The 17,315-nt window shown below is 47.0% G+C and carries 17 protein-coding genes; 16 read left to right on the top strand and 1 reads right to left on the bottom strand.

The genetic code is table 11. The features are described 5' to 3' along the window. The first annotated feature begins 142 nt into the window (after positions 1–142). The 15 genes from OA57_RS06225 to OA57_RS06155 all read left to right on the top strand — a co-directional run bounded on the left by OA57_RS06225 (position 143) and on the right by OA57_RS06155 (position 13,388). Positions 143–1,486, top strand: coding sequence for a Na(+)-translocating NADH-quinone reductase subunit A (locus OA57_RS06225; protein WP_034614991.1), 1,344 nt, complete (start codon positions 143–145; stop codon positions 1,484–1,486). A gap of 2 nt (positions 1,487–1,488) precedes the next feature. Then, positions 1,489–2,730 carry an NADH:ubiquinone reductase (Na(+)-transporting) subunit B gene (locus OA57_RS06220; RefSeq protein WP_034614987.1) on the top strand — a complete coding sequence of 414 codons (1,242 nt, stop codon included), beginning with the start codon at positions 1,489–1,491 and terminating at the stop codon, positions 2,728–2,730. Then, positions 2,723–3,493: a Na(+)-translocating NADH-quinone reductase subunit C gene (locus OA57_RS06215; protein WP_034614984.1), complete on the top strand. Its 771-nt coding sequence runs from the start codon at positions 2,723–2,725 to the stop codon at positions 3,491–3,493. The genes OA57_RS06220 and OA57_RS06215 overlap by 8 nt, the downstream gene beginning before the upstream one ends. Further along, positions 3,486–4,115, top strand: a complete 630-nt coding sequence (locus tag OA57_RS06210; RefSeq protein ID WP_034614983.1) for an NADH:ubiquinone reductase (Na(+)-transporting) subunit D — start codon at positions 3,486–3,488, stop codon at positions 4,113–4,115. The genes OA57_RS06215 and OA57_RS06210 overlap by 8 nt, the downstream gene beginning before the upstream one ends. Before the next feature lie 2 nt (positions 4,116–4,117). Then, on the top strand, positions 4,118–4,714 hold the full coding sequence (gene nqrE / locus OA57_RS06205; RefSeq protein ID WP_034614980.1) for an NADH:ubiquinone reductase (Na(+)-transporting) subunit E: 597 nt from the start codon (positions 4,118–4,120) through the stop codon (positions 4,712–4,714). Positions 4,715–4,729: 15 nt separating this feature from the next. Beyond that, the gene (gene nqrF / locus OA57_RS06200) at positions 4,730–5,953 is read left to right on the top strand and encodes an NADH:ubiquinone reductase (Na(+)-transporting) subunit F (protein ID WP_034614977.1); all 1,224 of its coding nucleotides are present in this window, start codon (positions 4,730–4,732) and stop codon (positions 5,951–5,953) included. Positions 5,954–5,976: 23 nt separating this feature from the next. Next, a complete protein-coding gene (locus OA57_RS06195) occupies positions 5,977–7,020 on the top strand; it encodes an FAD:protein FMN transferase (RefSeq protein ID WP_034614974.1) in 1,044 nt (347 codons plus the stop codon). A gap of 17 nt (positions 7,021–7,037) precedes the next feature. Further along, on the top strand, positions 7,038–7,265 hold the full coding sequence (gene nqrM / locus OA57_RS06190) for a (Na+)-NQR maturation NqrM (RefSeq protein ID WP_034614971.1): 228 nt from the start codon (positions 7,038–7,040) through the stop codon (positions 7,263–7,265). Positions 7,266–7,363: 98 nt separating this feature from the next. After that, positions 7,364–8,524 (top strand): tRNA 2-thiouridine(34) synthase MnmA, encoded by a 1,161-nt coding sequence (mnmA, locus tag OA57_RS06185; RefSeq protein ID WP_034614968.1) that lies wholly within the window; start codon positions 7,364–7,366, stop codon positions 8,522–8,524. 15 nt (positions 8,525–8,539) lie between these two features. Further along, positions 8,540–8,974, top strand: coding sequence for a GNAT family N-acetyltransferase (locus tag OA57_RS06180; RefSeq protein ID WP_034614966.1), 435 nt, complete (start codon positions 8,540–8,542; stop codon positions 8,972–8,974). Positions 8,975–9,079: 105 nt separating this feature from the next. Next, complete coding sequence (gene hflD, locus OA57_RS06175; RefSeq protein ID WP_034614964.1) at positions 9,080–9,703, top strand: high frequency lysogenization protein HflD; 624 nt, start codon at positions 9,080–9,082, stop codon at positions 9,701–9,703. 25 nt (positions 9,704–9,728) lie between these two features. Continuing rightward, a complete protein-coding gene (gene purB, locus OA57_RS06170; RefSeq protein WP_034614961.1) occupies positions 9,729–11,096 on the top strand; it encodes an adenylosuccinate lyase in 1,368 nt (455 codons plus the stop codon). Between the two features lie 112 nt (positions 11,097–11,208). Next, positions 11,209–11,736, top strand: a complete 528-nt coding sequence (gene ppa / locus OA57_RS06165) for an inorganic diphosphatase (protein WP_034614959.1) — start codon at positions 11,209–11,211, stop codon at positions 11,734–11,736. A 95-nt stretch (positions 11,737–11,831) separates the two neighbouring features. Further along, complete coding sequence (locus tag OA57_RS06160; RefSeq protein WP_407637075.1) at positions 11,832–12,608, top strand: M48 family metallopeptidase; 777 nt, start codon at positions 11,832–11,834, stop codon at positions 12,606–12,608. 3 nt (positions 12,609–12,611) lie between these two features. Then, entirely contained in the window at positions 12,612–13,388 is a 777-nt protein-coding gene (locus OA57_RS06155) for a M48 family metallopeptidase (protein ID WP_161788335.1), read from the top strand. A gap of 399 nt (positions 13,389–13,787) precedes the next feature. Here OA57_RS06155 and tal read toward each other — a convergent pair whose 3' ends face one another. After that, the gene (gene tal / locus OA57_RS06150) at positions 13,788–14,741 is read right to left on the bottom strand and encodes a transaldolase (RefSeq protein WP_034614950.1); all 954 of its coding nucleotides are present in this window, start codon (positions 14,739–14,741) and stop codon (positions 13,788–13,790) included. A 197-nt stretch (positions 14,742–14,938) separates the two neighbouring features. On the opposite strand from tal, the gene lptD reads away from it, so the two are divergent. Continuing rightward, positions 14,939–17,296, top strand: coding sequence for an LPS assembly protein LptD (lptD, locus tag OA57_RS06145; RefSeq protein ID WP_034614947.1), 2,358 nt, complete (start codon positions 14,939–14,941; stop codon positions 17,294–17,296). Positions 17,297–17,315 lie beyond the last annotated feature (19 nt).

Here is a 17,315-nt window from a genome sequence, read left to right as displayed (position 1 = left end):
TCTGTGTTTAGTTGTTGTGGAATTTCCATCTTTAGACCTTTCCTCCATTCATTGCTCAAAACGAGGTTGCCGGTATAGCTCTGATGAGGGATTTATACGGGCGGCTGTGATGTAAACCTAACTAAAAAGTAGTGCTAACAATATGATTACAATTAAGAAAGGCTTGGATCTTCCAATTTCAGGGAAACCGGCACAGGTAATCCAGAATGGCCCTGCCATTACTGAAGTTGCGGTGCTTGGCGAAGATTATGTGGGTATGCGTCCGTCTATGAGTGTTCGCGAAGGTGATGTTGTCAAGAAAGGCCAGGTACTTTTCTCCGACAAGAAAAACCCCGGTGTGGTGTTTACTGCACCGGCAAGCGGTACTGTGACGGCGATTAATCGTGGCGCCAAGCGTGTATTACAATCGGTTGTGATTAAAGTTGAAGGTAGTGAACAAATTACATTTGGCAAATATGATCGTCAACAGCTGTCGGCCTTAACCGATGAACAGGTTCGGGAGAATTTGTTGCAGTCCGGGCTCTGGACTGCATTGCGTACTCGCCCGTTCAGCAAATCACCGGCGGTAGATGCCGTTCCGGCGGCAATTTTCGTCAATGCGATGGATACCAACCCGTTGGCGGCGGATCCGGCGGTTGTGATTGCTGACAATGAGCAGGCTTTTCAGGACGGTTTGGTGGTCATCAGTCGCTTAAACAGCGAAAAACTGTATGTCTGTAAAGCAGCCGGTTCTGCTATTGTTATTCCGCAACTTGCCAAATTACACGCTGAAGAATTCAGCGGTCCGCATCCGGCAGGATTGAGCGGTACGCATATCCATTTCTTGGAACCGGTCAGTGCCGCCAAAAGCGTGTGGACGATAAACTACCAGGACGTCATTGCCATCGGGCATTTGTTTACCAGCGGTGAATTGTATACAGACCGAGTGATTGCGTTGGGTGGTCCGCAAGTCAAGGAACCGCACTTGGTGCGTACCCGTGTGGGTGCTTCGTTGGCGCAACTGACAGCCGGACAGCTGAAAGACGGGGAAAACCGTGTGATTTCCGGTTCGGTATTAAGCGGTATCATTGCAGAGGGGCCACATGCCTATTTGGGCGCTTACCACCAGCAGGTTTCGGTGTTATTGGAAGGTCGTGACAAAGAGTTTTTCGGCTGGATTGTACCTTCTGCAAATAAATATACGGTTACACGCACAACGATCGGGCATTTTTTAAGTAAGAAATTGTTTGACTTCACCTCGGCCGTGAACGGTGGTGAGCGTGCGATGGTGCCAATCGGCAGCTATGAACGTGTAATGCCGCTCGATATTTTGCCGACCATGTTGCTGCGCGATATGATCGCAGGCGATACCGACGGCGCACAGGCGTTAGGCTGCTTGGAACTGGATGAAGAAGACCTGGCGTTATGTACGTTTGTTTGTCCGGGTAAATATGAATATGGTCCGATCTTGCGTGATGTTCTGACCAAGATTGAGAAGGATGGTTAAAGATGGGCTTAAAACATCTCTTTGAAAAAATGGAACCTGCATTTTTACCGGGTGGTAAATATCAGAAGTTCTTTGCGTTATATGAAATGGTTGCGACGATTTTGTATACGCCGGGTACGGTGACAAAATCCGGTTCCCATGTTCGTGATGCGCTGGATTTGAAACGCATGATGATTTTGGTATGGCTTGCGGTTTTTCCGGCTATGTTTTACGGTTTGTATAATGCCGGCGGACAAGCGATAGCGGCCTTGAATTATCTGCATCAAGGCGCTGCTTTGCAAACCGCGATTAGCGGTGATTGGCATTATTGGCTGACCGAAAGCCTGGGCGGCACACTGGGGGCCGATGCCGCTTGGGGTAGCAAAATGTTGCTGGGTGCAACCTATTTCCTGCCGATTTATCTGACGGTATTGTTGGTCGGCGGTATCTGGGAAGTGCTGTTTGCAGTGGTACGCGGTCATGAAATTAACGAAGGCTTCTTTGTTACTTCCATTCTGTTTGCGTTAATCGTGCCGCCGACATTGCCGTTGTGGCAGGCGGCGTTGGCAATCACTTTCGGGGTTGTTGTTGCAAAAGAAGTTTTCGGCGGGGTCGGCAAAAACTTCCTTAATCCGGCATTAGCTGCCCGTGCGTTTTTGTTCTTCGCCTATCCGGCGCAAATTTCCGGTGATGCGGTGTGGGTTGCCGCAGACGGTTTCACCGGCGCAACCGCACTTTCACAGTGGAATGTCGGCGGCGAAAGCGGATTGGTCAATAATATCACGCAACAACCGATTACTTGGCTTGATGCCTTTATCGGTAATATTCCGGGATCCATCGGTGAAGTCTCGACATTGATGCTGATTTTAGGCGGTGCATTTATTATTTTCACCCGCATTGCTTCTTGGCGTATTGTTGCCGGCGTCATGATCGGTATGATTGCGATGTCCGCACTGTTCAATGTAATCGGCTCGGCGACGAACCCGATGTTCTCCATGCCTTGGTATTGGCATTTGGTGCTGGGCGGTTTTGCGTTCGGTATGCTCTTTATGGCAACGGATCCGGTATCAGCGTCTTTTACCAACAAGGGCAGATGGTGGTATGGCATTTTGATCGGTGTAATGTGTGTCCTGATTCGTGTGGTTAATCCGGCATATCCTGAGGGCATGATGCTGGCGATTCTATTTGCCAACTTGTTCGCACCGTTATTTGACTATCTGGTTGTTCAGGCGAATATCAAACGTAGGAGAGCACGCAATGTTTAAGAAAGACAGTTTTGCAGGCACGATTCTTGTTATTTTTTTAGTCAGCTTGGTCTGTTCTATTATTGTTGCCGGTTCTGCGGTCAGTTTGAAGCCAAAACAGGAAGAGCAGAAGCTTCTGGATAAGCAAAAAAATATCCTGAGTGTTGCCGGCTTATTAAAACCCGGAATCAATATCAATGAAGTTTATGCGAAAAATATTGAGGCTCGTTTGGTAGATCTGAACAGTGGTGATTATGTTGCGCAGCAGGCAGGGTTTGATGCGGCGGAAGCGGCTAAAAATCCACAGACCAGCATCGCACTGTCAGCGAATGATGATTTGGCGAAAATTCGCCGTCGTGCCAATTTTGCAGAAGTTTATCTGGTAAAAAATGATCAAGGGCAAGTAGAGAAAATCGTGTTGCCGGTTTATGGTTCCGGCTTGTGGTCGGTGATGTACGGCTTTATGGCGGTACAGCCTGACGGTAATACAATTGACGGCATTACTTACTATCAGCACGGGGAAACCCCGGGTTTGGGCGGGGAGATTGAAAATCCTAATTGGCAGGCTCAATTTGTCGGCAAGAAAATTTATGACGCACAAGGTCAAGAAGCACTGACTGTGAAAAAAGGCGGTTCGGCTGATAAAGAACACGGAATTGATGCTCTATCCGGCGCTACCTTGACGGCGAATGGTGTTGATGCGAGTTTCAAATTCTGGTTTGGCAAAAACGGCTTTGGTCCGTTCCTGGAGAAACTGAGAGCAGGAGAATTAAACAATGGCTGAGTTAAAAGGCAGAAAGGGCTTGTTGTTATCGCCGATTCTGGATAACAACCCGATAGCCTTGCAAATTCTAGGGATTTGTTCGGCGCTGGCGGTAACCACTAAGTTGGAAACGGCGGTAGTGATGGGGATTGCGGTAATTTTCGTTACGGCATTTTCAAGTTTCTTCATTTCCACTATTCGTAATTTTATTCCGAATAGTGTGCGTATTATCGTTCAGATGGCGATTATTGCCTCACTGGTTATCGTGGTTGATCAGGTATTACGCGCTTATGCATATGATATTTCCAAACAATTGTCGGTATTCGTTGGATTGATTATCACCAACTGTATCGTAATGGGACGTGCGGAAGCATTTGCGATGAAAGAGCCGCCGTTAGACAGTTTCCTTGACGGAATCGGTAATGGTTTGGGATACAGTGCAATCTTGATTGTGGTTGCCTTCCTGCGCGAACTGATCGGCTCCGGCAAATTATTCGGTGTGACGGTGTTTGAAACGATCAACAACGGTGGCTGGTATCAACCTAACGGTTTATTCCTGTTGGCACCGAGTGCATTCTTTATTATCGGTTTTGTCATTTGGCTTCTGAGAACTTTCAAACCGGAACAAGTGGAGAATAAATAAGCATGGAACATTATATCAGTCTTTTTGTGCGTTCGGTTTTTATCGAAAACATGGCACTGGCGTTCTTCCTTGGAATGTGTACTTTTCTGGCGGTATCAAAAAAGGTTTCTACCTCGTTTGGTCTTGGGATTGCGGTTATTGTCGTTCTGGGAATTTCCGTACCGGTTAATAATCTGGTCTATAATCTGATTCTGAAAGATGGCGCATTGGTCGAAGGTGTCGATTTAAGTTTCCTTAACTTCATCACCTTTATCGGCGTTATTGCTGCGTTGGTGCAGATTCTGGAAATGATTCTGGATAAATATTTTCCGGCATTGTACAACGCACTGGGCATTTTCCTGCCGTTAATCACGGTAAACTGTGCAATTTTCGGTGGGGTTTCCTTTATGGTACAACGTGATTATAACTTTGCCGAATCAATTGTATACGGCGTTGGTGCGGGTACCGGCTGGATGTTGGCAATCGTTGCTTTGGCAGGCTTGACGGAAAAAATGAAATACTCGGATGTGCCGAAAGGTTTGAGAGGCTTGGGGATTACATTTATTACTGTTGGTTTGATGGCGCTTGGCTTTATGTCATTCTCCGGCATTCAGTTGTAAAGAGAGGAATAGCAGATGGAAATCATTTTAGGTATCGCAATGTTTACCGTGATTGTTTTGGTTTTGGTGGTTTTAATTTTGTTCGCCAAATCCAAACTGGTCAATTCCGGTGACATTACAATCGGCATCAATGAGGATCCGAGTAAAGCGATTAAGTTGCCTGCGGGCGGAAAACTGCTTGGTGCATTGGCAAGTGAAGGCATTTTTGTCTCTTCTGCTTGTGGCGGCGGCGGCTCTTGCGGCCAATGTAAAGTGAAAGTGTTGCATGGCGGCGGCGATATTCTGCCGACCGAACTTTCCCACATCAGCAAAAAAGAAGCCAAAGAGGGGTGGCGCCTGTCTTGTCAGGTGAATGTTAAAACCGATATGGAAGTAGAAGTCGAACCTGAAATTTTCGGGGTGAAAAAATGGGAGTGTACTGTTATTTCCAACGACAATAAAGCGACTTTTATCAAAGAGTTAAAATTAGCAATTCCGGAAGGTGAAGAAGTCCCGTTCCGTGCGGGCGGTTATATTCAAATCGAAGCCGAACCGCATACGGTGAAATACAGTGACTTTGATGTGCCTGAAGAATACCGTGAAGACTGGGATAAATTTGATCTGTTCCGCTATGTATCCAAAGTGGACGAGCCGATTATCCGGGCATATTCAATGGCTTCTTATCCGGAAGAAAAAGGGATCATCATGTTGAACGTGCGGATTGCAACGCCGCCGCCGAAGCAGCCTGATGCACCGCCGGGGCAAATGTCGTCTTATATCTGGTCGTTGAAAGCCGGCGACAAAGTGACGATTTCCGGGCCGTTCGGGGAATTTTTCGCTAAAGATACTGATGCTGAAATGGTATTTATCGGCGGTGGTGCCGGCATGGCGCCGATGCGCTCACATATCTTCGACCAGCTTAAACGACTGCACTCGAAACGTAAAATATCGTTTTGGTATGGTGCGCGTTCTAAACGTGAAATGTTCTATGTGGAAGATTTTGACGGCTTACAAGCGGAAAATGATAATTTCAAATGGCATGTCGCTTTGTCCGATCCGCTGCCGGAAGACAATTGGGACGGCTACACCGGCTTTATCCATAATGTGCTGTATGAAAACTACCTGAAAGATCATGAAGCGCCGGAAGATTGTGAATACTACATGTGCGGACCGCCGGTGATGAATGCTGCCGTTATCGGTATGTTGAAAAATCTGGGTGTTGAAGACGAAAATATCCTGTTAGACGACTTTGGTGGTTGATGAATCACTTTCTGAGATGAAAAATGTCAGTAAAACAAGTAATTAACCGGCTAGCCCTGATCGGGCTGGCCTTTTTTATCATCGGTTGCGGCGACAGAACGGCCGAAGTGGCTTTTTCGGGCAAGACAATGGGAACAAGCTACAGTGTCAAATATCTGACGGACAGCCGCCAAAACTTGCCCGATCAGCAACAGGTGCAACAGGCAATTGACCGCACTTTGCAAGAAGTCAATCGCCAAATGTCCACTTATCAAAAAGCGTCGGAAATTTCACAATTTAACCAAATGCAAACGGTGCAAAGTGCGGTTTCCGTTTCAGCGGAATTCGGCAAAGTCGTAGAGGAAGCCATTCGCTTGAACCGTTTGACGGAAGGTGCATTGGATATTACTGTCGGGCCGCTGGTCAATTTGTGGGGCTTCGGTCCCGAAAATCGTCCGGAAAAGGTGCCGAGTGATCAAGAAATTGAGGCTCGCCGTGCTTCCGTCGGTTTGGATAAGCTGTCGCTGACCAAACAGGGCGGACAATATCAGCTGGCGAAAGCCGTACCGAATTTGTATATCGACCTATCAGCAATCGCCAAAGGCTTCGGCGTTGATCAACTGGCTGAATATCTGGATTCGTTGGCAATTGATAACTATATGGTAGAAATCGGCGGCGAAATTCGGGCGAAAGGGGTTAATCATTCACAAAAGCCGTGGCAAATTGCGATTGAAAAACCGGAATTCGACGGTTCAAGAGCGGTACAGCTGGTGATCGGCTTGAAAGATATGGCGATGGCGACATCGGGTGATTACCGTAATTATTTCGAGCAGGACGGTGTGCGTTTTTCACATGAAATCGATCCGCATAGCGGCAAACCGATTCAGCATAATCTGGTGTCGGTAACGGTACTCGATCCGTCGACCATGACGGCGGACGGATTGGCGACGGGCTTGTTTGTCCTTGGGGCGGAGGGCGCATTGGATATTGCGGAAAAAAATAATCTGGCGGTTTATCTGATCATCAAGACAAATCACGGTTTTGAGACTAAAATGTCATCAGCATTTAAACAAATAGCACAACCTTAATAAACAAGGACTGACTCATGAATCTCTTTTTTATCACTTTCGGGTTTTTTGTACTGGTGATCTTGGCCATGTCAATCGGTTACTGGGTTAAACGCAAGTCCATTCACGGCAGCTGCGGCGGAATTGCTACATTGGGACTGGAAAAAGTCTGTGATTGCCCGGAACCTTGTGATAACCGTAAAGCAAAAATGGCTGCCGAAGCGGCCAGACAGCAAAAATTAGCGGAGCAGGAGCGTATTCTGTAGCGTTGGGTTATAGCCACCGCGCTTTAACTTCTGATTCGATGATGTTCGATTCAAGCAAGCTATCACACAGGATTATTTATTCACTATTGGAACACAAAATGACTTTATTTTCAGCGACCTATGAAAAAATCAACGCGCTTACAGCGACACAAAAAACGGCCAATTCCGGCAAAAAAGTGATTGTCGGCATGTCCGGCGGCGTAGATTCCTCCGTCTCGGCCTATATTTTGCAGCAGCAAGGCTATCAGGTGGAAGGGCTGTTTATGAAGAATTGGGAGGAAGATGACGATAGCGAATATTGTTCGGCGGCGACGGATTTGGCTGATGCGCAGGCAGTATGCGACAAGCTTGGGATGCATCTGCATAAAATCAATTTTGCGGCGGAATATTGGGATAATGTATTTGAACACTTTTTGACTGAATATAAGGCGGGACGTACGCCGAATCCGGATATTTTGTGTAATAAAGAGATCAAATTCAAAGCGTTTTTGGAATATGCCGCCGAGGATCTGGGGGCGGATTATATTGCGACCGGGCATTATGTGCGGCGTACCGCACTTGAGCAGCCCGGCAAGGTGCAATTATTGCGTGGTTTGGACAACAATAAAGACCAAAGCTATTTTCTTTATACCCTGAGCCATCGACAAGTGGCACAAAGCCTGTTTCCGGTCGGCGAGCTGGAAAAACCGATAGTGCGGCAAATTGCGGAAGAGCTCGATTTGATTACGGCTAAGAAAAAAGATTCGACCGGTATCTGTTTTATCGGAGAACGCAAATTCAAGGGTTTTCTCGCCCGTTATTTGCCGGCGCAGCCGGGTGATATTCGCACAGTGGACGGTGAGGTTATCGGCCGGCATGATGGGCTGATGTATCACACGCTCGGACAACGCAAAGGCTTGCGTATCGGCGGCTTGAAAAATGCCGGCGATGAAGCTTGGTATGTGGTGGAAAAAGATCTGGCTAACAACGAATTGATTGTGGCACAGGGGCACGATCACCCCCGTTTGTTTGCCAACGGGCTGATTGCGCAGCAACTGCATTGGGTGAATCGGGAAATCATGAGCGTACCATTGCGCTGTACTGTGAAAACCCGTTATCGTCAACAGGATGTGGTTTGTGAAATCATACCGCTAAATGATGAAACCATCGAAGTGCGGTTTGATGAACCGCAAGCGGCAGTTACGCCGGGACAATCTGCCGTTTTTTATGTTAATGATGTCTGCTTAGGCGGCGGCATTATTGAACGGCAGATTAAGTAAGCGGATGCTAATGAGATGAGTACCGCACTTGAAATCCGTTTGATGCAGCCGAATGATTACCCACACGTTGCTGATTTATGGCGAAATACGCCCGGTATGGGCATGAGTGAAATAGATGACAGCGAACAAGGCATTTATGCTTTTTTGGCATTTAATCCGGATTTGAACTTTGTCGCCTTGCAAGGACGTAATCTGCTCGGGGTGATTATGTGTGGTTACGACGGTCGTCGCGCCACCATTTACCATATGGCAGTGGCGCAGAATCAACAGGGAAACGGTATTGGTACCGCACTTTTGCAGCGATTGGAACAGCAGTTACAGGCGAAAAATATCACTCGCGGAAGGTTATTGGTGTTTACTGACAATCAAAGCGGCAACGCATTTTGGACACAGCGGGGCTGGACGTTGCAAACCGCATTGAATTACTATTCGAAAGAGATTGGGGTGTAACGCGTACCGTGCTGTTGTAAACTTTTAAAAGAAGCCGAATAATGCTATAGTTTTGGTTAATTTGATAGATGCTTACGAGTCAATAAAAGGATTATTTTAACCATTATGGCGGATTACCACGATCTCACTTTGGCTTTAGCCGGCGTTTGTCAGTCAGCGAAGCTGGTACAGCAATTTTCTGAGCAGGGCGGCGCCGATCAGGCGGCATTTTCCGTTTCTCTCAATTCATTAATCAATACCTCTCCCAAATCGACGCTTGATGTTTACGGCAATGATGTCGCCAATTTGAAATTAGGGATTACCACGTTGCTGGAACAGGTTTCCGGTGCTAAAGGCGAGCTGGATATGAATGTCGGGCGGTACTGGATGAGCCTGATTGCGCTGGAAGCGAAACTCGATAAAAATCTGCAAGCCAAACAACTGTTGGGAAACCGAATTCAGGGGCTGGATCGCCAGTTACACCATTTTGAATTGTTGGACGAGCAGATGATTGCCAATATTGCGGCGATTTATGTCGATGTGATCAGCCCGTTGGGGGCAAAAATTCAAGTGAAAGGTTCCCCTTTGTATTTGCAACAAAGCGGCATTCAGAATCGGGTGCGTGCAACGTTATTATGCGGTATCCGTTCGGTAGTGCTATGGCGGCAATTGGGCGGTTCCCGTTTGAAATTACTGTTCAGCCGCAATAGATATCATCAAGCGGCACAACAAATTTACTCTTCATTTTAACTATTTATTACACGGAGTTTTCCTCATGGAACTTAATGCTTTAACCGCACTTTCGCCGATTGACGGCCGCTATCAAGACAAAGTCGCCAGTTTACGTTCTATTTTCAGTGAGTTTGGTCTGTTGAAATTCCGTGTAACAGTGGAAGTGCGTTGGCTGCAAAAATTGGCGGCGACGGCGGAAATTGCTGAAGTTACGGCGCTTTCGGCACAAGCTAACGATTATTTGAATCACATTGTTGAGCATTTTTCGCTTGAAGATGCGCAGCGGATTAAATGCATCGAACGCACCACCAATCATGATGTGAAAGCGGTAGAATATTTTCTGAAAGAAAAATCCGAAGCATTGCCCGAACTGGCGGCGATCAGCGAATTTATCCATTTTGCCTGCACCTCGGAAGACATCAATAATCTCTCCCATGCACTGATGCTGAAAACCGCTAAAGACGAGGTGTTGTTGCCGGCATGGGAAAAATTGATCGCTGAGATCAACGGCTTGGCACAACAGTTTAAAACCATTCCGCTGTTGTCGCGCACCCACGGTCAACCGGCTTCGCCGTCGACGGTCGGTAAAGAGATGGCGAATGTGGTTTATCGCTTGCAACGCCAGTTCAAACAGCTGCAACAGGTGGAAATTCTGGGTAAAATCAATGGTGCGGTCGGTAACTACAATGCGCATCTGTCGGCGTATCCTGAAATTGATTGGCACAAATTCAGTCAAGAATTTGTTGAGAACTTGGGGATCGTTTGGAATCCGTACACCACCCAAATCGAGCCGCACGATTATATTGCCGAACTGTTTGACAACGTGGCGCGTTTTAACACTATTATGATTGATTTCGACCGTGATATGTGGGGCTATATTGCCTTGAACCACTTCAAACAACGCACCATTGCCGGAGAAATCGGCTCTTCGACCATGCCGCACAAAGTCAATCCGATTGATTTTGAAAATTCCGAAGGCAATTTGGGGCTGGCGAATGCTGTGATGGCGCACTTGGGGGCGAAACTGCCGATTTCCCGTTGGCAGCGTGATCTGACCGATTCCACCGTATTGCGCAATCTCGGCGTAGGATTGGGTTATACCCTGATTGCCTATGCCGCAACCTGTAAAGGCATCAGCAAACTGGAAGTGAACGAAGCGCATTTACGTGCCGAACTGAATCAAAACTGGGAAGTGTTGGCAGAGCCGATTCAAACCGTGATGCGCCGCTACGGTATTGAAAAGCCGTATGAAAAATTAAAAGAACTGACCCGCGGTAAACGGGTTGATGCGGCGGCAATGCAGGCGTTTATTGACGGTTTAACGATTCCTGAAAATGAGAAAGTGCGGTTAAAACAACTGACACCGGCAAATTATATCGGAGCGGCAGTGGCGTTGGTGGAAAAACTGTAACGGCGGAAGTGCGGTTCGAATAGACCGCACTTTGCGATTTGCTCGACAAAACGAAAAGATTAACGCTATAATTCATAGCGTTTATATTCATTACTTAAAGAAGGAATACAAAATGGGTTTAGAAAAGGTCCCTGCCGGTAAAGCATTGCCGGACGATATTTATGTTGTGATTGAAATTCCGGCCAATGCCGATCCGATTAAATATGAAGTAGATAAAGAATCCGGTGCGGTATTTGTCGACCGTTTTATGGCGACAGCCATGTTCTATCCGGCGAATTACGGCTATATCAATAATACGTTGTCGTTAGACGGGGATCCGGTTGATGTGTTGGTGCCGACACCGTATCCGCTGATTCCCGGCTCAGTGATTCGCTGTCGTCCGGTCGGTGTGCTGAAAATGACCGACGAAGCCGGTTCGGATGCTAAATTGATTGCCGTGCCGCACAGCAAACTGAGCAAAGAATACGATCACATCAAAGACATTAATGATGTACCGGCTTTGTTAAAAGCACAGATTCAACATTTCTTCGAAAACTACAAAGCGCTGGAAGCCGGAAAATGGGTGAAAGTGGACGGCTGGGAAGGTGTTGAAGCCGCACGTGAAGAAATTAAAACCTCTTTTGAGCGTGCTCAGAAATAACGTCGTTTCTTTCCCCGTTTTCGGAAAGTTGGTTTATTGATTGATACCGCTCTTTGCAAAAAGTGCGGTATTTTTTTAATTGTGAGGAAATGATGATGAGAAAGCAAATCAAAACATGGGCGTTGGCGGTGGCATTGTCGTCGGGCTTGGCGGCTTGTGCCGATACGCAAACCGTTAATCAACAGGCGGCAAGCAGTTATACGCAAACCGTCAATGAAATGAAACAAAAAGGCGTGATTGACGCCTCCTCAACCACGGCGAGACGGATTAACACCGTATTTCAGCGGATTAAACCGTATGCCGAAAAAGCCAATGATACCGGTGTGCCGTTCCAGTGGCAGTTGACGGTGATGAAGAGCAATGAATTGAATGCCTGGGCGATGCCGGGCGGAAAAATGATGTTTTATACCGGACTAGTGGATAAACTGAAGTTAACCGATGATGAAATTGCGGTGGTGATGGGACATGAAATGGCTCACGCCTTGAAAGAGCACGGCAAACAAAAAGTGAATTTCAGTATGGCAACCGGCTTGCTCGGCAGTGTCGGCAATGCGGTATTGGCTGCAACCACCGGTTATGATTTTAGCCCGGTTGTCAGTTTGACCCAAGAATACGGACTGAACAAACCGTTTTCGCGCAGTAACGAAACCGAAGCCGATGAAGTGGGGCTATTGCTGATGGCGGAAGCCGGCTATAATCCGGAGTCTTCAATCAGACTGTGGCAAAAAATGAGCGAGGCAACCGGTGGTTCAGGCGGGGCGCTGGAAGGTTTGGTATCGACCCACCCGACCAATGCGGATCGTGAAAACAACCTCCGCCGTTTGATGCCGGAAGCGCTGGCGGTGTATAACAAGTCAAGAAAAGCAGGCTGATTGTTGAAACAAATCTCTTTTTTGTGTCTCTTGGCGCTCAGTACGGTATTGAGCGCCTGTGTCGACAGCCACGATTTGAATCAAAAATCGGCTAAAAATTATCAGCGGATTGTCGAGCAAATGGAGATGTTCGGCATTGTCGATCATGATTCCGCCACAGCGACAAGGGTGCAGACCGTGTTTGCCCGTTTGCAGCAAACAGCGAATAAATACAATGACAGCGGACAGGCGCTTGATTGGCGGATTACCGTTTTTCGTAGCCCTGAAGTCAGCGCTTGGACTATGCCGGGCGGAAAAATGATCGTGTATTCTTCCTTAGTGGAGAAGTTGCGCTTAAATGATGATGAACTGTCGATTATTTTGGCGCATGAAATGGCACACGTTATTAAGGAACACGGCAAAGCGCAACTGAATGTCAATCGTGCCACGAGGCTGTTAAGTGTTTTTGGCGGTGCGGCGATATCAAGTGCGGTCAACTATGCCGGATCTGCTTTAGCACTTGCGCCGGAATACGCCATTACTCGGCCGTTTTCACGTGCGAAAGAGCTGGAAGCGGACAGAATCGGTTTATTATTGATGGCGGAAAGCGGCTATAATCCGCAAGCTGCAATGCGATTATGGCGCAAGTTGTATGAATTTGCCGGTGACGGTGATACGCAAGGTTTCTTGCAGCGGATTCGTGACACTCACCCCGGCTATGCCGAACGTGAAGCCAATATTCAAACCGTCTTTCCGCAGGCATTGGCGTTGTATCAACAAAACCGTTTGAATAAACCGTAATGGCAAAAATAGAAATAGTTTAATGTCTATTTTTACAGAAAACGTGATTTGATATTTTCAGGAACTAATTTCCAGCTTAATATAAATTTTCTCTTTTACTGCAATGATAATATTATCTATCAGCGTAGCGAAATAACAGTATATATTCAATACGAGAATATTAGCGATTTAGCATTAATATATTATAATAGACAGCCGAATGGTTGTTTATAACAAGTTGATATTATTGTGATTTTTATTATTTCAATCGATTATTTATCTCATTAAATAAAAATTGAGTCAAATGTAAAATCTATTTATTGGATAAAAGAAATCTTTTTGAGTTTAATTTTACGAACTCAAAGTGCGGTTGAATAAAAAAGCGGAACTGAGTTCCGCTTTTATTTGGGATTTAAACGATTATGACAGTTTTTCGACCAGCATGGCTTCCAGTTTTTCTTGGTCAGCGGCAAATTTACGAATACCGTCGCTTAGTTTTTCTACTGCCATCGGATCGCTGTTGTGCTGCCAATAGAATTCCGCTTCGGTTAGCGGTTCAGGGCGTGTTTCCACGTTGCCTTTGAATTCCAGTTTACGCACTAACGGCTCGTTGCTTTCCTGTAATTCTTTCAATAAGCCCGGAGCGATAGTCAGACGATCACAACCGGCAAGTTCGGTGATTTCGCCGATATTGCGGAAGCTGGCGCCCATGACCACGGTTTTGTAATCGTATTTTTTATAGTAGTCGTAAATTTCGGTAACCGAAACCACGCCCGGATCCTCATGCGGTGTATACGCTTTTTTGTCGGTATTGGCTTTGTACCAGTCCAGAATACGTCCGACGAACGGAGAAATCAGATAAACTCCGGCTTCGGCACAGGCACGGGCCTGTGCTTGTGAGAATAACAGTGTCAGGTTACAATTAATCCCTTCTTTTTCCAGTACTTCGGCGGCACGAATGCCTTGCCAGGTTGAGGCGATTTTGATCAGGATACGATCGTTGCCGATGCCGGCCTGATTATACAAGTTGATCAGTTTGCGGGCTTTTTCGATAGTCGCCTGCGTGTCGTAAGAAAGGCGGGCATCGACTTCGGTAGAAATGCGGCCGGGTACGATTTTCAGGATTTCCAGTCCGATATTGACCGCCAGTTTGTCTTCGGCGTCAATCAATTGTTGTTTTTTATCATCACTTTGTTGCTTGGCATAGGCCACCGCATCATCGATTAACGGAACATATTGCGGTAAAGAAGAGGCGCTCAGAATCAGGGACGGGTTGGTCGTGGCATCTTGCGGCTGATAGGTTTTAATGGCTTCGATATCACCGGTGTCGGCTACAACCACCGTGATCTTGCGTAATTCTTGTAATTGCGACATAGTTTTTCCTTATGATAGGCTTAAATGAAATTTTCGGTTTTATTCTAACCCTATTAAGCCCGAATATACCAATGATTTCTCCGATAGATGAAAATTTTTCCCTCGGAACTCAAGCGGCAAAATATTCGCATGATCAATAGCCTGATTTCGAGTACAATCAGGGCAATATCTCTGTTTTTATCACCATGGGTTACGGAATGAAGAAAAATAGCTATAGCCTGTTGACGATTTTGGTTGTCGGGGCGCTCTACGGCAATGCGGCACAGGCCGATCTGAGACAGCAATGTCTGCTGGGCGTACCGCACTTTCAAGGCGAACCGGTGCGCGGCAATCCGAATGAACTGCCGGTGTACATTGAAGCGGATCGCGGCGAGATGCAGCATGCGACCGAAGCCACCTATCAGGGAGATGTGGATATCAGGCAGGGCAATCGCCATTTACGTTCGCAACACGCCAAAATTACTACACAGAGCAGTGGCGAACAGCTTGAGCGCTTGGCGTATATGGATGGTGAGCTGGCTTATCGTGACGAACAGATCGATTTAAGCGGCAGCAATGCCAAAATTAATTTGAACAGCAAAGACAGCGATATCGAAACGGTGGATTACCGGTTTGTCGGGCGACAGGGGCGCGGTACGGCAGAGCAGGCGGAAATGCGTGAGCGCTACCGCACTTTGCGCAATGCGTCCTTTACCTCTTGCTTGCCGGATGACAATGCTTGGTCGATTGAAGCGGACGAAATCCGTCAGGATATACAAGAAGAAGTGGCGGAAATGTGGGGGGCACGTTTTAAAGTGCTTGGCGTACCGATTCTGTATTCGCCTTATTGGCAGTTGCCGTTGGGCGATCGCCGCCGCAGCGGTTTATTGATGCCGCAGTTCAGTTCTTCCAGTCGTGACGGCTTCAGCTATGCGCAGCCGGTATACTGGAATATCGCCCCGAATTATGATGCCACCATCACGCCGAATTTGATGACGGATCGCGGTTTGCAGTTGCAAACCGAATTTCGTTATCTGACCGACTTCGGTTTAGGGACTATCGCAACGGAATATTTGCATAAAGATCGTTTGAAAGAATATCTCGGCGAAAATAAATCCCGTCACCTGTTCTTTTGGCGGCATTCAGCCGGTTTCGGCGACAGTTGGCGCGCAAATCTGGATTATACCCGGGTCAGCGACAACCGTTATTTCAATGATTTCAGCTCGGAGTACGGTAACAGCACCGACGGTTACGCTACACAGCGTTTTAGTGTCGGCTATTATCAACCGAATTATAATCTGACGGTTTCAGGCAGACAGTTCCAAATTTTTGACGAAACGGATATCGGCCCTTACCGTGCTTTGCCGCAAATCGATTTTAATTATTACCGCAACGGCATGGCGAACGGTTGGCTGGATTTTGCGCTTTACTCGCAAGCCGTACGTTTTGATAACGACAGTGCGCAGATGCCGAAAGCTTGGCGTTTTCACTTGCAGCCGGAAGTGAATTTGCCGTTGAGTAATGACTACGGCAGCCTGAATTTACAAGCCAAGCTTTATGCTACCCATTATCAGCAGAGCAAAGGCAAGGGTGTCGATGCCGAAGAAGTTGAAGCGCGGGTAAATCGTGTGTTGCCGCAGTTCAAGGCGGATTTACAAACGGTTTTGTTCAATGAGAAAACGTTCCTTGACGGCTACAGCCAAACCATTGAACCGCATGTCCAGTATTTATATCGGCCGTATAAAAACCAGAGCAATATCGGTGCCGCGGGCGTGAATTCCGACTATCTCGGTTTGGGTTACGACAGCGCATTATTACAGCAAGACTATTTTTCACTGTTTCGTGATCGCCGCTACAGCGGGCTGGATCGTATTGCGTCCGCCAATCAGGTGACGGTCGGCGGCACGACTCGTTTTTTTGATGAAAAGGCGGACGAACGTTTTAATTTCTCATTGGGGCAGATTTATTATCTGACCTCTTCCCGGATTGACGATTCCACCGACAACAGCACCAGCGGGCGCTCTTCTTCCTGGGTGATGGAGTCCGACTGGAAAATCAATCAGGCTTGGCAATGGCGCGGCGGTTATCAATATGATACGGTGCTGAATAAAACGGCATTGGTCAATATGGTGCTGGAATATAATCCGAGCGGAAATAATCTGGTGCAGTTGAATTATCGTTATGCCAGCCAAAATTATATTGATCAGAATTTGCAGAACGGCGCCAACCGCTATAATCAGGATATCAAGCAAATCGGCGCGACAGTGGCTTGGGATATCAATGACAACTGGGCGGTGATCGGGCGTTATTACCACGACATGGCGTTAAATAAGCCGGTCGAGCAGTACGGCGGGGTGCAATACAACACCTGCTGCTGGAGTGTCGGTGTCGGCGCACGCCGTTATTTGACCTCGCCGAGCGCCAACAGCGATTACAGCAGCAATAACGTATTTTATGATAACTCGTTCTCAATCAATTTTGAGATTCGGGGATTGGGCAGCAACTATTCCAGCGGGTTGCGCAGTATGTTACAAAAAGGTATGTTGCCTTATGTTAAACCGTTCAGCTTGGAATAAATTAAAATAACAAGGAAAT

The organism is Chelonobacter oris (genome assembly GCF_000772535.1).
GTDB lineage: Bacteria > Pseudomonadota > Gammaproteobacteria > Enterobacterales > Pasteurellaceae > Chelonobacter > Chelonobacter oris.
The sequence above is the reverse complement of the archived record's forward strand: the minus strand, read 5'-3'. Positions and strand labels throughout refer to the sequence as shown.